Genomic DNA, 12,293 nt, shown 5'->3' on the forward strand with positions numbered 1-12,293 from the left:
CCATTGGACTGCGTCTATACGTGCGTTCGCGCCTGCGTAGCTTCTGTTCGGTCAGCCGGCTTTCTCCCTTGGTGGAGTTTGGCGTGGCCTCTGCCTGCATGCTTCTCAGCGTCTCCGCCGCGCATGCCGCCGGTTCCGGCATGCCATGGGAAGCCCCGCTGCAGCGCGTCCTCGAATCGGTTCAGGGGCCGGTCGCCAAGATCGTCGCCGTCATCATCATCACCGTGACCGGCATATCGCTGGCCTTCGGCGATACTTCCGGTGGGTTCCGCAAGATGGTCCAGGTCGTGTTCGGCCTCTCGATCGCCTTTGCTGCGAGCTCCTTCTTCCTCTCGTTCTTCTCGTTCGGCGGTGGAGCGCTGATGTGATGCGCGCGGAAGGATTCGAACTCGTGCTCCACCGTTCGTTGACTGAACCCATCCTGATCGGCGGCGCGCCGCGTGCGGCCGCTATTCTGATCGGGACCCTGTCGGCTGCGATGGCGCTCGGCTTGCGGCTTTGGCTGGTAGGCCTCGCGCTCTGGATCGTCGGACACAGCATGGCCGTTTGGCTTGCCAAGCGCGACCCGGCGTTCGTCGAAGTCGCGATCCGTCACACCAAGCACAAGGGCCGGCTCGCATGTTGAACTTGAGAGAATTCCGCAGCCATGCCTATCGGCTGGCTGATTGGCTACCATGGGCATGCCTGGTCGCTCCAGGCGTTGTGCTCAACAAGGATGGCAGCTTTCAACGGACGATACGCTACCGCGGACCGGACCTCGACAGCGCGACGGAGGCCGAACTGATGAGCGTCGCGTCCCGCGTCAACAACGTTCTGAAGCGTTTTGGCTCAGGCTGGGCTCTCTTCTTTGATGCCACGCGCATCCCTGCTTGCGAATATCCACGGTCGGAGTTTCCCGATCCGGTGTCCTGGCTGGTGGATGAAGAGCGGCGTGCCGCCTTTGAAGGACCCGCTGGCGTAGCATGGGAAGATCCGTCACGCGGGCAGCACTTTGAGAGTGTGCTGCATCTGACCTTGATGTACTTGCCCCCGGCCGAGCGGATCTCGCGCCTCGAAGGCCTGTTCCTCGAGCGTCAGACGGAGAAGGAACGCGCGACCAGAAGAGGTCGGCGACTTCGCCGCGATCGATCGACTGCTGATGCCGATCGACGCGAGAATTCGGCACAGGGCGACATTCACGACGCCGGTATCGATGGTCAGCAAAAGCCCGGGAGAAACGAGCAGGGCTACCGGGATCATCTCCAACGGTTCATCCAGCAAACCGACCAGGCGATCGATCTACTCTCGTCGGTCTTGCCCGAGATCTGGCCTCTCAACGACGCGGAGACGCTCACTTATCTTCATAGCTGCATCTCGACCAAGCGCCATCCGGTCAGCGTTCCCGAGATTCCGGCCTATCTCGATTGTTTCCTGAGCGATGAGCCCTTGACCGGTGGATTGTCGCCCGCCATCGGGCGGAGCCATCTTCGCGCGCTGACCGTTCTTGGGTTTCCGCACGTTACCTTTCCTGGCCTGCTCGACGAATTGAACCGGCTTGGCGTTGCCTACCGCTGGTCAACCCGGTTCATTCCGCTCGATCGCACGCAGGCAAATGCGACGCTGTCGCGTTACCGCCGGCAGTGGTTTGCCAAGCGGAAGTCGCTTGCCGCGATCCTCAAAGAGGTCATGTTCAACGAGCAGGCCGCTCTGCTCGACACCGACGCCAGCAACAAGGCTCTCGACGCCGACGCCGCGCTCTCCGAGCTTGGCGACGACCTGGTTGCCTTCGGCTACATCACAACGACGGTCACTGTGAGTGACGAGGATTCGCGCCAAGCGGACGAAAAGATCCGTGCGATCGAGCGGGTGATCAACAGCCGAGGGTTCACGACCATCCGCGAGAGCGTCAATGCGGTGGAGGCCTGGCTCGGTGGCCTGCCAGGGCAGGCTTACGCCAACGTCCGCCGGCCGATCGTTCACACGTTAAACCTCGCCCACATGTGCCCATTGTCAACAGTATGGGCCGGGCCGGAGCGCTGCGAACACCTTGATGGACCGCCGCTTCTGATTGGCAAGACCAAGGGGGCGACCCCGTTTCGGTTGTCGCTCCACGCCGGTGATGTCGGGCATACCATCATTGTCGGTCCGACCGGCGCGGGCAAGTCGGTCCTGCTTTCGATGCTTACCCTTCAATTCCGTCGATACCCAAACGCTCAACTGATCACCTTTGACAAGGGCCGGTCCGCGCGCGCGACCACGCTCGCCCTGACGGGCGCCTGGTACGAACTGGGCGCTAAAGGCGGCATCGCCTTTCAACCGTTAAGGGATGTCGCGGAGGAGGGAGCCAGGCTCTGGGCGCTCGACTGGCTCTGCGGCGTGCTTGCCCATGAGCGCGTGACCGTGACGCCGGAAGTCAAGGAGACGCTCTGGTCGGCGCTGAGAAGTCTCGGTTCGGCGCCCGTCCCGCAGCGGACGATGACCGGGCTCGTGGCGCTGCTTGCCCGCGACGCGCTGCGGCAGGCGCTACAGCCTTACACGCTCGAAGGACCCTACGGACGTTTTCTCGATGCGGACGCCGACCGTCTCTCCGATGCCGACGTGCTCACCTTCGAGATGGAGGAACTGATGGCGTTGCCGGGCCTGGTGGCACCAGTTCTCACCTATCTCTTCCACACCCTCGAAGAGCGATTTGACGGCCGGCCCACCTTGCTGGTGCTCGACGAAGCCTGGGTGTTTCTGGACGACCCGTTGTTCGCAAGCCGCATACGTGAATGGCTGAAGACGCTGCGCAAGAAGAACGTGGCCGTGATTTTTGCCACCCAGTCGCTCGCTGACATCGCCGACAGCCAGATTGCGCCTGCGATCATCGAATCCTGTCCAAGCAGGATCTTTCTGCCGAATCCACGTGCGCTAGAGCCGACCCAGACCGAGACCTATTGCCGGTTTGGGTTGAACGACACTCAGGTCCGCCTGATCGCGGAAGCCTTTCCCAAACGCGACTATTACCTGCAGTCGCGTGCTGGCAACCGGCTCTTCGAGCTTGGGCTCGGACCCGTAGCGCTCGCCCTTGCCGCGGCATCGTCGCCCGAGGATCAGCGCACCATTGATGCGGTTTTGGCGAGATCCGGCCCGCATCATTTCGCCAAGCGCTATCTCGCTGAAAGAGGGCTGCACTGGGCAGCCAACCTGATCAGCACCTTCGAACAGGCCCAAAAGGCTTAACCTCAATACCAACCCCTGGAGACGTCCATGCTGAAGTTCAATCTGAGCGATTGTTTCGTTCGTAGATCGCTCAAGGTGAGCGCTGCGATCACTCTGTCGCTCGTCGTTGCCGTGTACGGTTCCCGGCGCCTTAAGGCGCTCGTCGTGTTCGATCCTTCGAACTACAGCCAGAATTTGCTGACGTCCGCGCGATCGCTTGAACAGATCAACAATCAGGTCCGAAGCCTGCAAAACCAGGCGCAGTCGCTGCTCAACCAGAAGAAAAACCTTGCGGGCCTGCCGACAAGCGTCGTGGGACAGCTCGCCTCAACGATCAATCAGATGAACGGCCTGATCGCTCAGGCAAAAGGCATCTCGTTCGATGTCCAGAAATCTCAGCAGGATTTCGAACGACTTTACCCGCGTCAGTACGGAGCGGCGGTTTCGTCCGACAAGATGGTGCAGGATGCGACCGCGCGCTGGAACAACAGCCACGAGGGCCTGAAGCAGGCGCTCACCATGCAGTCGGCGATCGCCAGCTCGCTGGACCAGGATGGCCATACGCTTCGCTCCCTGATGGCGAACTCGTCCGGTGCCATCGGCTCACTCCAGGCGCAGCAGTCCGGCAATGAGCTCCTGGCCTTGCAGGTCAAACAGTCGCTCCAGACGCAATCTCTCATGGCCGCCCAGGCACGCGCGGACACGTTGCGAGCCGCCGACCAGGAGGCATCCGCTGCTGCTGCCAGGGAGCGATTCATTCGCTTCATTGGCAGTGGTCACGCGTATAGCGGTGGCAAGTAGGCGAGGGCGTCCCATGGCTGATCTCACGGTCATCGACCGCTTCACCGAGACCTTCTCGCGCTACATCGATTCAGGGTTCGGCCTTCTTTCGGGTGAAGTGACATTCCTGAGCTCGACGCTGGTCGGAATCGACTTGACGCTGGCCGGGCTTGCCTGGAGCGCCCGCGCTGACGACCAGATCCTGGTCTCGTTCGCCAAGAAGGTGCTCTATGTGGGCGCCTTCGTATTCATCATCGGCAACTTCAAGAGCCTTGCTGACATCGTCTTCAACTCCTTCTCCGGCATCGGTCTGAAAGCCTCCGGGGCAGCGTTGAGCGCGGCCGATCTGGCGCGGCCGGGCTTCGTCGCCTCTGCCGGATTTACGGCTGCCCATCCTCTTCTGGAGGAGACCGGCCAGTTCTCCGGCTTCGACGTCCTGACGAACTTGCCGACGATCCTGATCTTGCTGTTCTGCTGGATTCTGATTGTGCTCGCCTTCTTCGTGCTCTCGGTGCAGCTCTTTGTCACGCTGATCGAGTTCAAGCTGACGACGCTGGCAAGTTTCATCCTGGTGCCGTTCGCGCTCTGGGGCAAGACAGCCTTCCTCGCAGAAAAGACGCTCGGGAATGTGGTCGCCTCCGGCGTGAAGGTTATGGTGCTCGCGATCATTGTCGGCATCGGGTCCACTATCTTTGGACAGCTTGCAGGCACGTTGACGCACCCGATCGACATCGCCTCAGCGATGAGCCTGTTGCTCGCCGCTCTTTCGCTGTTCGGGCTTGGGATATTCGGTCCTGGGATTGCGGCAGGTTTGGTCTCGGGGGCGCCCCAGCTTGGCGCCGGCGCGGCCGCTGGAACGGTTGCCGGTGCGGCGGCTGTTGTGATCGGTGGCGGAGCGGTGGCCATGGGTGGCTTACGCGCTGCGGCAGGCGGTTCAATGGCCGCCGTCCGCTCCGCAGCATCGCTCTCCGGGGCGTCAGCTTCTGCGGGCACAGCGGCACGCGCCTTGGCGGTGGATCAAGTCTCGAGTGCGAGCGCGGGCGGCTCAGTCAGTGGCGGAGCCACCGCAGGGGCGGGTCGAGCAACCGCCTCGTCAGCACGGGGACACGCAAGGGAAGCGGCTCAGGTCGTCGCTCACACACTGAAAGAAGGTGACAAGGGCGGGCATTCTTCGGGTCCGAAGTTGGGGGAGGAGTAACACATGGCAGGTCATCCATTTCAGCGCGTGTCCGTTCGCTATGGCGAAACGCCCGAGCCGGTCACCCCCTATCAGAAGGCAGCCCAGGTCTGGGACGAGCGGTTAGGGTCTGCCCGTGTGCAGGCCAGCAACTGGCGGCTGGCCGCGCTGGTAGCTATCGGCCTGTCCAGCGTCCTCGGATTAACGATCTTTACCCAGATCGCCCGGTCGGGCGTTACTCCCTACGTGGTCGAGGTCGATCGGCTCGGCGAAGTTCGGGCAGTCGGGCCGGCGCTCGAAGCATATCAGCCGTCAGACGCGCAGATTGCTCACTTTCTCGCACGATTTATCGAGAACGTGCGCTCGCTATCGATCGACCCGGTCATTGTCCGGGCGAACTGGTTGCGTGCCTACGACTTCGTTACCGACCGCGGCGCGCAAGCCTTGAACGATTACGCACGCGAGGCGGATCCATTCACGAAGATCGGCTCCAAGACGGTGACCGCTGAGGTCACGTCCGTCGTCCGTGCGTCCAGCGATAGCTTCGAGATCCGCTGGAAAGAGAACACCTACGAGAACGGCGCGATCGCAAAGACAGAGCGCTTCACCGGTCTCGTCACGACGGTTCTTAAGCCAGCCGCGGATGCCGAAACGCTGCGGAAGAATCCGCTCGGCCTCTACGTCCATTCCCTCAACTGGTCGCGCGACCTCATTGGAGACGCCAAATGAATTCGAAAGCCCTCACCAAACTCGCGTCGGCCAGCGTCATCGCCTTGTCGCTTGCGCTTGCCGGATGCGCCACCAAACTCAATCTCGAAGCGCCCTATGATGAAATGGTCTTTGAGAAGGGATTTCCAGAGGCCGATCCGCCGGCACCGGTACAAGTCGTCGAAACGCCCAAGGTCCTGCCGTTGCCGGGCCAGCTAAAGCCCTATCCGACAAAGGCCGCGAAGGAAGAAAAACTGCCGCCGGAGCAGGCGATCGCGAAGGCGAACAAGGCTGCGCGAATGGAGCCGACGCGCGCCGGCTATATCAACGCCATCCAGGTCTATCCCTGGACGGAGGGCGCACTCTACCGGCTCTATGCCAGCCCGGAGAAGGTCTCGACCATCGCGCTTCAACCGGGTGAGGAACTGATCGATGTTTCCACCGGCGATACGGTTCGCTGGGTGGTCGGTGATACCATGAGCGGGCAGGGGAGCGCCCGGCGGGTGCACATCCTGGTCAAGCCGACGCTGCCGGATATTCAGACGAACCTCGTGGTCCTGACTGACCGGCGGGCCTATCACCTTGAGCTCGTCTCGACCAAGCAGACCTACATGGCTTCTATCTCCTGGACGTATCCGACCGATACCCTCGTTGCGCTCCACAAGCAGAATGTCGCCGCCCACGAAAGCGAGGAGCGGATCGCCGATCGCGGTGTGCGGCTCGACAGCCTGAATTTCCGCTATCGGATTGAAGGAGACGATCCCCCGTGGCGTCCAGTGCGTGCCTTCGACGACGGCCGCAAGGTATATATCCAGATGCCGTCCGGCCTGTCGCAAGGTGAGGCGCCACCCTTGTTCGTCGCCGGAGCCGATGGCCGGCCGAACCTCGTCAACTACCGCGTTCGCGGCTGCTACTACATCGTCGATCGGATGTTCGGCGCCGCCGAGCTTCGTCTGGGTGAAAGTCCGCAGCGCATCGTCCGGATCATCCGTATCGATGCGCGACCGGTGTCGCAGGCGTTCAGCACCGGGAGCGCCTCATGACGAGCTTGGATCAGGATCCGGAGCCGTTGGAACTACGAGCGCGGCCGCGGCCCGTTCGGCGCCTCAACAGGCGCGCCCTCATGGTCGGCTGCGCCGCCGCGGCGCTGTTTGTTGGCGGGGCGATACTCATTGCGCTCCGGCCACACTCCCTCAAGCAGTCGGAGCGGACAGAGCTCTACAACACGGACCGCAAGCAGACCGCAGAGGGATTGAGCAAGCTGCCAAAGTCCTATGAGCAGTTGCTGCCATCGACGCCGCGGCTTGGACCGCCGTCGCCTGGGGACATTGGCCGGGCTTTTGCCGAAAACGAGAAGAATGCCGGCCTGGCATCGGACCCGAGCTTCCAGACCAACCCGGAGGAAGACGCCGAACGGGCCGAGCGAATCCGCCAGACGCGGATCAATCAGCAGGCAAAGGAGTCGGGCTTGTTCGTCCGCCTGTCGGAGAAACAGGAGAAGCGCAAACAGACAAGCACGACCGAAGCGCCGGCTGCTGCTCCATCCGCGTTTCGGCCTTCAACGCCCGATACCGGGCCGTCCGCCGCGGAACTTGCAAAGACGGCGCAGGCGATGATCGACCGCTCCAGCGAAATCATCCCCTCATCCCAGGCGCGAAAGCTTGCCTTCGTGGGAGCGAAATCGGACACGGAGACCACCAATCCCCATGCGCTCAAGCCGGCGCCGTCGACCTATGCCGTGATGGCGGGGTCGATCATCCCGGCGACTCTCATCACGGGGCTGAATTCAGACTTGCCCGGGGCTACCATTGGTCAGGTCACCGAGAACGTCTACGACACTGTAACGGGTGAGCACCTCTTGATCCCGCAAGGGACGCGGCTCGTGGGAAAATACGATAGCGTCGTCGCCTTTGGCCAGAAGCGGGCGCTGGTGGTCTGGACACGGCTCATTCTGCCGAACGGCAACTCGATCGTGATCGAGAACCTTTCGGCCACCGATGTCGCTGGTTATGCCGGTCTCGAAGATGAGGTGGATTTCCACACCTGGCAGTTGCTCAAGGGCGTGGCTTTGGCAACACTGATTGGGGTGGGGACCCAACTGTCGATCGGCAACGATGAGAGCGATCTCGTCAAGGCCTTACGGGAAAGCACGCAGCAGACGACTAATCGTGCAGGGCAGCGGCTGGCGGAGAGAGAGCTTGATGTTCAGCCGACGATTACGGTGCGGCCGGGATGGCCGTTGAGGGTGATTGTTTCGAAGGATCTGACGCTCAAGCCCTATCAGGACATTCAGACGGTGTCCAAGGCGAGGTAGTGCCCATGAAGCTTTCGAAACTGCCCGACCGCACCCTGGTCAAACTCAACACGACGTTGACGCCGAACCTTGCGGGGCGGCTTCGCGACTACGCCGATTTTTATGCAGAGACCTACGGTACTCGGGAGGAGGTGGCCGATCTCGTACCGTTTATGCTGGAGGCATTTCTAGATGGCGACACGGCTTTCAAGCGAGCCTGCCGGGCAGGCAGCACGAGGGACCCATCGATTGGTACGCCTCGACGTCACAATGACCAGTCTATCGAGGAAGAGCCGGGGGAAAGCCCCGGTAAGAGCAGAGAACTATCCCTCCGGCCCACTAACAGGGAGGACGCCAGCCAGAGATTTCCGTCATCTAAACCGGAGTAATCGGTTCACGTGATATCTGGCTGATGGCATCCCTCACGAGCTGATGGAACATTCAAGTCGCTGCACCCGGGGCTGGATTTTGGACACCTATTTTTTGACCAGTGGAATCGTACGATCGTCTTTGGCCTCTGGAGAGGCAGCGCACTTATATCCTGCGCGGAAGGGAGCTTAACGATCAACGCGACGGCCTAAATGGAGAATCCTATTCGCGTTGCGAAGCGGTTATTCAAATTGCGCAACCAGCGCGGAACTTGATGATGCGATTGGCCAAGCCGAAGCCGCTTGCGCCCGCCGCGCGGAAAAGCTCGCCAATTTGGAGAAACGGAAGCGGGCCGTTCCGGCCTCGACGACAACGCTATGTGCAGCTAGCTGCGGCCGAGCCAGCGCTGTGTCGGGAACAGCTGCAATTGCCAGCGGCGTGCCGCCGCGCCCCACACACCCTTCGGCATGAACAACATGGTCAGGATGGCGAGCGTCCCGAGAACGACCAGATACAGGCTGCCATACTGGGCGAGATAGGTGACGAGTCCCCAGAGCAGGAGCACACCGACCATCGGTCCTTCGATGGTGCGCACCCCGCCGATCACAACGATGAAGATCACATAGGCGGTCCAGTCAGTGACGCTAAAGGCGGCATCGGGCGAAATACGCGCCTTCTGCAGATAGACAAGGGCACCGACCATGCCGGTGGCGAAGGCAACTGCGACCCACAGCACATGGCGAATCCGCGCGGTGTGGACGCCGACACTGCGCGCCGCCGCTGAGTTGTCGCGACTTGCTGCCAGCGCAAGCCCGTGGCGCGAGCGCATGAAGGCATAGATCCCAAGCGTGACCAGCACTGCGAGCAGCAGTGCAAGCCAGTAGACCAGCACGTCGCGCGCGGCCGCAGGACGTAGGCCCAGCAGCGCCTGCACCGCCTTCAGCCCGAACATCTGCGAGAGCTCGGCGGGCGTGATTGACATCCCGGTGCCGCCGCCGAGCGATTTGAACTGCGCGCAGATCAGCCGTAGCGCTTCGGCTGCGACCCAGCTGCCTATCGCAAAATATGGCCCCTCCAGACGGAACAGCAGCGGCCCGAGCATCGCTGCAATCAGCGCCGCAAACAGACCAGCCAGCGGGATCGCCGCGACGGGATCGAGCCCGACCATCACGATGCCGGCAAACAGCGCATAGGCGCCGAACCCGACAAACGCCTGCTGCCCGACCGACACCAGCCCGCCCCATCCGGCCAACACGTTCCAGAGCTGCGCCAGCGTCAGCATGGTGAGAACGAAGATCAGATCCTGGATGAGGTTACGAGACGCGAGGGCGGGCAGCGCAGCAAGCGCCACGACCAGCATGATCCCGGCCACGGCCGCAACGCGCGACAGCCGTGTGCCGATCCGAATTTGCCACACCGGCGGACCTGCCGGACGCGCCTCCCGACTTGCCGGCATACGGATGCTTTCGACACTCATGTCCGCCTCGCCGGGAAGAGACCGCGCGGCCGCACGATCAGCACGGCAAGGAAGGCGAGATGGCCGGCCAGGATCTGCCACTCCGGATTGATCCGTCCGCCGATCGCCTGGGCGAGCCCGAGCACGATGCCGCCCGCCAACGTGCCCCACAGGCTGCCGAGGCCGCCGATGATCACGGCCTCGAACGCGTAGAGCAGCCGCGCCGGCCCGATCGACGGATCGAAGCTGGCGCGAATGCCGAACACAACAGCGGCGATCACCGACACCGCGAGCGAGAGCCCGACCGCGATCGCGTAGACACTACGCTCGTTGACGCCCATCAATTGCGCGATCGCGGGATTGTCGGCGGTGGCGCGGAAGGCGCGGCCGAGCGAGGTGCGATAGAAGATGAGCTGAAGCAGTGCGACGGCGGCGATAGCCGTCACCAGCGCCGTCAGCGGCGCCAGTCCGACGCTCAGGCCGGGGGCGAGTGTCACCGACGAGGATTCGAAGGCCCCTGCCTGCAGCCGGCGGCTGTCGGCGCCATAGCCGAGCAGCAGTCCGTTCTGGATCACGATCGAGAGGCCGAAGGTGACGAGCAGCGGCGGCAGGATGTCGTCGCCGAGAACCCGCTCCAGCACCAGCCGCTGCAGCACGAAGCCGAGCGCGAACATCGTCACGACGACGAGCAGGGATGCGGCCGCAAGCGGCAGGCCAAGCGCCGTGGTGGCACTGAGAACCAGATACGCGGCGAGCAAAATCAGGTCGCCATGCGCCAGATTGACAAGGCGCATGATGCCGAAGATCAGCGACAGGCCAAGAGCGAACAGCGCATAGACACCGCCGAGCAGCACGCCTTCGATGATGGTGTCGAACCCGCTCATCGCTCCCTCATGCTCCGAAATAGGCCGCGCGGATCGTGTCCTGATCCACATCCTTCGGCCGTCCACTCAGCGTCACCCGTCCCTCCTGCAGGCAATAGAAGCGATCGGCGGCCCGCAGCGCGCGGGCGATGTCCTGCTCGACTAGCACGACCGCGGTGCCGCCGGAGCGAATCTGCGGCAGCATCCGGTAAATGTCCTCCACCACGATCGGCGCGAGTCCGAGGCTGATCTCATCGCATAGCAGGACCAACGGGTTGGACATCAGCGCGCGGCTGATCGCCACCATCTGCTGCTGGCCGCCCGACAGTGCCGTGACGGCACCGCGCCGCCGCTCCTTCAGCACCGGGAACATCCGGTAGACCGCGGCGAGATCCCAGGGCGAGCTGCGTTCGCCGCCATAAGCGCCGATTAGGAGGTTCTCCTCGACGCTGAGCGAGGGAAACAGCTGGCGGCCCTCGGGGACCAGCGCGAGACCGAGTCGCACGATTCTGGCGGCGGACACATCGCCGATCGCCCGCCCGCTGAGACGAATGGAATCGGGACGGCTCTTCACGAGTCCGGCCAGCGACTTCAACATGGTCGATTTGCCGGCGCCATTAGCGCCGATCACCGCGACCGCCTCGCCCTGATTGAGCTCGAAATCGATGCCGAACAGCGCCTGGAAGTCGCCATAGAACGCGTCGAGGGCGGTGACATTGAGCAGTGCGGTCATGCCGGCACTCCCATGTAGATGGTCTCGACCTCGCGTGAGCGCATCACCTCGGCCGGCAGGCCCTGGGCGACGACCTTGCCGAAGTTCAGCACCACTAACCTCTGCACGACCGCGAGCAGCGCGTGCACCACATGCTCGATCCAGATGATGGCGACGCCTTCGGCGTGGATGGTGCGAATGGTTTCCACCAGTTCATCACATTCGGCATCGGTGAGACCACCTGCGATCTCGTCGAGCAGTAGTGTACGTGGCCCGGTGGCGAGCGCCCGGGCCAGTTCGAGCCGCTTTCGATCAAGCAGCGGTAGGCTCCCTGCCAGCCGATTGGCCTTGGCTTCTAGGCCGGTCAGATCAAGCATGCGGCCGCAATGCTGGACGGCATCCGCCTCCGATAGCCCGCCGCCGAACAAAGCGGCGACCGCAAGGTTCTCGAACACCGAGAGATGATCGAACGGTTGCGGGATCTGGAACGAGCGGCCGATGCCGGCGCGGCAGCGTGCCTCGGGCGAGAGACCCGTGATGTCGACGCCGTCGAGGACGATGCGGCCGGAGTTCGGCCGCAACAGCCCGGTGATCAGGTTGAACAACGTCGACTTCCCGGCGCCGTTCGGCCCGATCACCCCGAGCGCTTCACCAGGCGCAAGCGTCAGATCGATGGCGTCGGCGACGATGATGGCGCCGAACGTCTTCGAGACGGAATGGAGTTCCAGCATGGCCGCTCACCGGATGAATTTGCC

Annotated in this window: 13 protein-coding genes; 9 read left to right on the top strand and 4 right to left on the bottom strand. The window is 62.8% G+C overall.

Annotated elements, in window-relative coordinates; translation table 11 throughout:
* The first annotated feature begins 98 nt into the window (after positions 1–98).
* From V1280_RS00415 to V1280_RS00455, 9 genes are read left to right on the top strand one after another with little or no spacing between them, the layout of a single operon-like run.
* A complete protein-coding gene (locus tag V1280_RS00415; protein WP_334538090.1) occupies positions 99–368 on the top strand; it encodes a TrbC/VirB2 family protein in 270 nt (89 codons plus the stop codon).
* Positions 368–625 (top strand): VirB3 family type IV secretion system protein, encoded by a 258-nt coding sequence (locus tag V1280_RS00420; RefSeq protein WP_334517997.1) that lies wholly within the window; start codon positions 368–370, stop codon positions 623–625. Before V1280_RS00415 ends, V1280_RS00420 begins: the two co-directional genes overlap by 1 nt.
* Positions 619–3,201, top strand: a complete 2,583-nt coding sequence (gene trbE / locus V1280_RS00425; protein ID WP_334538092.1) for a conjugal transfer protein TrbE — start codon at positions 619–621, stop codon at positions 3,199–3,201. The genes V1280_RS00420 and trbE overlap by 7 nt, the downstream gene beginning before the upstream one ends.
* A 27-nt stretch (positions 3,202–3,228) precedes the next feature.
* Positions 3,229–3,981 carry a P-type conjugative transfer protein TrbJ gene (trbJ, locus tag V1280_RS00430; protein ID WP_334517999.1) on the top strand — a complete coding sequence of 251 codons (753 nt, stop codon included), beginning with the start codon at positions 3,229–3,231 and terminating at the stop codon, positions 3,979–3,981.
* Positions 3,982–3,994: 13 nt separating this feature from the next.
* Positions 3,995–5,158 (top strand): P-type conjugative transfer protein TrbL, encoded by a 1,164-nt coding sequence (trbL, locus tag V1280_RS00435; RefSeq protein ID WP_334518001.1) that lies wholly within the window; start codon positions 3,995–3,997, stop codon positions 5,156–5,158.
* 3 nt (positions 5,159–5,161) lie between these two features.
* The gene (gene trbF, locus V1280_RS00440) at positions 5,162–5,866 is read left to right on the top strand and encodes a conjugal transfer protein TrbF (RefSeq protein ID WP_334518003.1); all 705 of its coding nucleotides are present in this window, start codon (positions 5,162–5,164) and stop codon (positions 5,864–5,866) included.
* Complete coding sequence (gene trbG / locus V1280_RS00445) at positions 5,863–6,888, top strand: P-type conjugative transfer protein TrbG (protein WP_334518005.1); 1,026 nt, start codon at positions 5,863–5,865, stop codon at positions 6,886–6,888. The genes trbF and trbG overlap by 4 nt, the downstream gene beginning before the upstream one ends.
* A complete protein-coding gene (locus V1280_RS00450; RefSeq protein WP_334518007.1) occupies positions 6,885–8,159 on the top strand; it encodes a TrbI/VirB10 family protein in 1,275 nt (424 codons plus the stop codon). The genes trbG and V1280_RS00450 overlap by 4 nt, the downstream gene beginning before the upstream one ends.
* 5 nt (positions 8,160–8,164) lie before the next feature.
* Complete coding sequence (locus tag V1280_RS00455; protein WP_334518009.1) at positions 8,165–8,527, top strand: DUF2274 domain-containing protein; 363 nt, start codon at positions 8,165–8,167, stop codon at positions 8,525–8,527.
* 365 nt (positions 8,528–8,892) lie between these two features.
* On the opposite strand, the gene V1280_RS00460 is transcribed toward V1280_RS00455, so the two are convergent.
* From V1280_RS00460 to V1280_RS00475, 4 genes are read right to left on the bottom strand one after another with little or no spacing between them, the layout of a single operon-like run.
* Complete coding sequence (locus V1280_RS00460; RefSeq protein ID WP_334518011.1) at positions 8,893–9,984, bottom strand: branched-chain amino acid ABC transporter permease; 1,092 nt, start codon at positions 9,982–9,984, stop codon at positions 8,893–8,895.
* Positions 9,981–10,847 (bottom strand): branched-chain amino acid ABC transporter permease, encoded by an 867-nt coding sequence (locus tag V1280_RS00465; RefSeq protein ID WP_334518013.1) that lies wholly within the window; start codon positions 10,845–10,847, stop codon positions 9,981–9,983. Before V1280_RS00465 ends, V1280_RS00460 begins: the two co-directional genes overlap by 4 nt.
* Before the next feature lie 7 nt (positions 10,848–10,854).
* Complete coding sequence (locus V1280_RS00470) at positions 10,855–11,559, bottom strand: ABC transporter ATP-binding protein (RefSeq protein WP_334518015.1); 705 nt, start codon at positions 11,557–11,559, stop codon at positions 10,855–10,857.
* Positions 11,556–12,269, bottom strand: a complete 714-nt coding sequence (locus V1280_RS00475) for an ABC transporter ATP-binding protein (protein ID WP_334518017.1) — start codon at positions 12,267–12,269, stop codon at positions 11,556–11,558. The genes V1280_RS00470 and V1280_RS00475 overlap by 4 nt, the downstream gene beginning before the upstream one ends.
* Between the last annotated feature and the right edge of the window lie 24 nt (positions 12,270–12,293).

The organism is Bradyrhizobium sp. AZCC 2230, from assembly GCF_036924495.1.
Taxonomy (GTDB): Bacteria; Pseudomonadota; Alphaproteobacteria; order Rhizobiales; family Xanthobacteraceae; genus Bradyrhizobium; species Bradyrhizobium rifense.

Bases quoted from the DNA above. Each gene is read 5' to 3' on its own strand.
- trbJ (WP_334517999.1), top strand. From the start codon at position 3,229: ATGCTGAAGTTCAATCTGAGCGATTGTTTCGTTCGTAGATCGCTCAAG.
- trbF (WP_334518003.1), top strand. From the start codon at position 5,162: ATGGCAGGTCATCCATTTCAGCGCGTGTCCGTTCGCTATGGCGAAACG.
- trbG (WP_334518005.1), top strand. From the start codon at position 5,863: ATGAATTCGAAAGCCCTCACCAAACTCGCGTCGGCCAGCGTCATCGCC.
- V1280_RS00470 (WP_334518015.1), bottom strand. From the start codon at position 11,559: ATGACCGCACTGCTCAATGTCACCGCCCTCGACGCGTTCTATGGCGAC.
- V1280_RS00465 (WP_334518013.1), bottom strand. From the start codon at position 10,847: ATGAGCGGGTTCGACACCATCATCGAAGGCGTGCTGCTCGGCGGTGTC.
- V1280_RS00475 (WP_334518017.1), bottom strand. From the start codon at position 12,269: ATGCTGGAACTCCATTCCGTCTCGAAGACGTTCGGCGCCATCATCGTC.
- V1280_RS00450 (WP_334518007.1), top strand. From the start codon at position 6,885: ATGACGAGCTTGGATCAGGATCCGGAGCCGTTGGAACTACGAGCGCGG.
- V1280_RS00455 (WP_334518009.1), top strand. From the start codon at position 8,165: ATGAAGCTTTCGAAACTGCCCGACCGCACCCTGGTCAAACTCAACACG.
- V1280_RS00420 (WP_334517997.1), top strand. From the start codon at position 368: ATGCGCGCGGAAGGATTCGAACTCGTGCTCCACCGTTCGTTGACTGAA.
- trbE (WP_334538092.1), top strand. From the start codon at position 619: ATGTTGAACTTGAGAGAATTCCGCAGCCATGCCTATCGGCTGGCTGAT.
- V1280_RS00460 (WP_334518011.1), bottom strand. From the start codon at position 9,984: ATGAGTGTCGAAAGCATCCGTATGCCGGCAAGTCGGGAGGCGCGTCCG.
- trbL (WP_334518001.1), top strand. From the start codon at position 3,995: ATGGCTGATCTCACGGTCATCGACCGCTTCACCGAGACCTTCTCGCGC.
- V1280_RS00415 (WP_334538090.1), top strand. From the start codon at position 99: ATGCTTCTCAGCGTCTCCGCCGCGCATGCCGCCGGTTCCGGCATGCCA.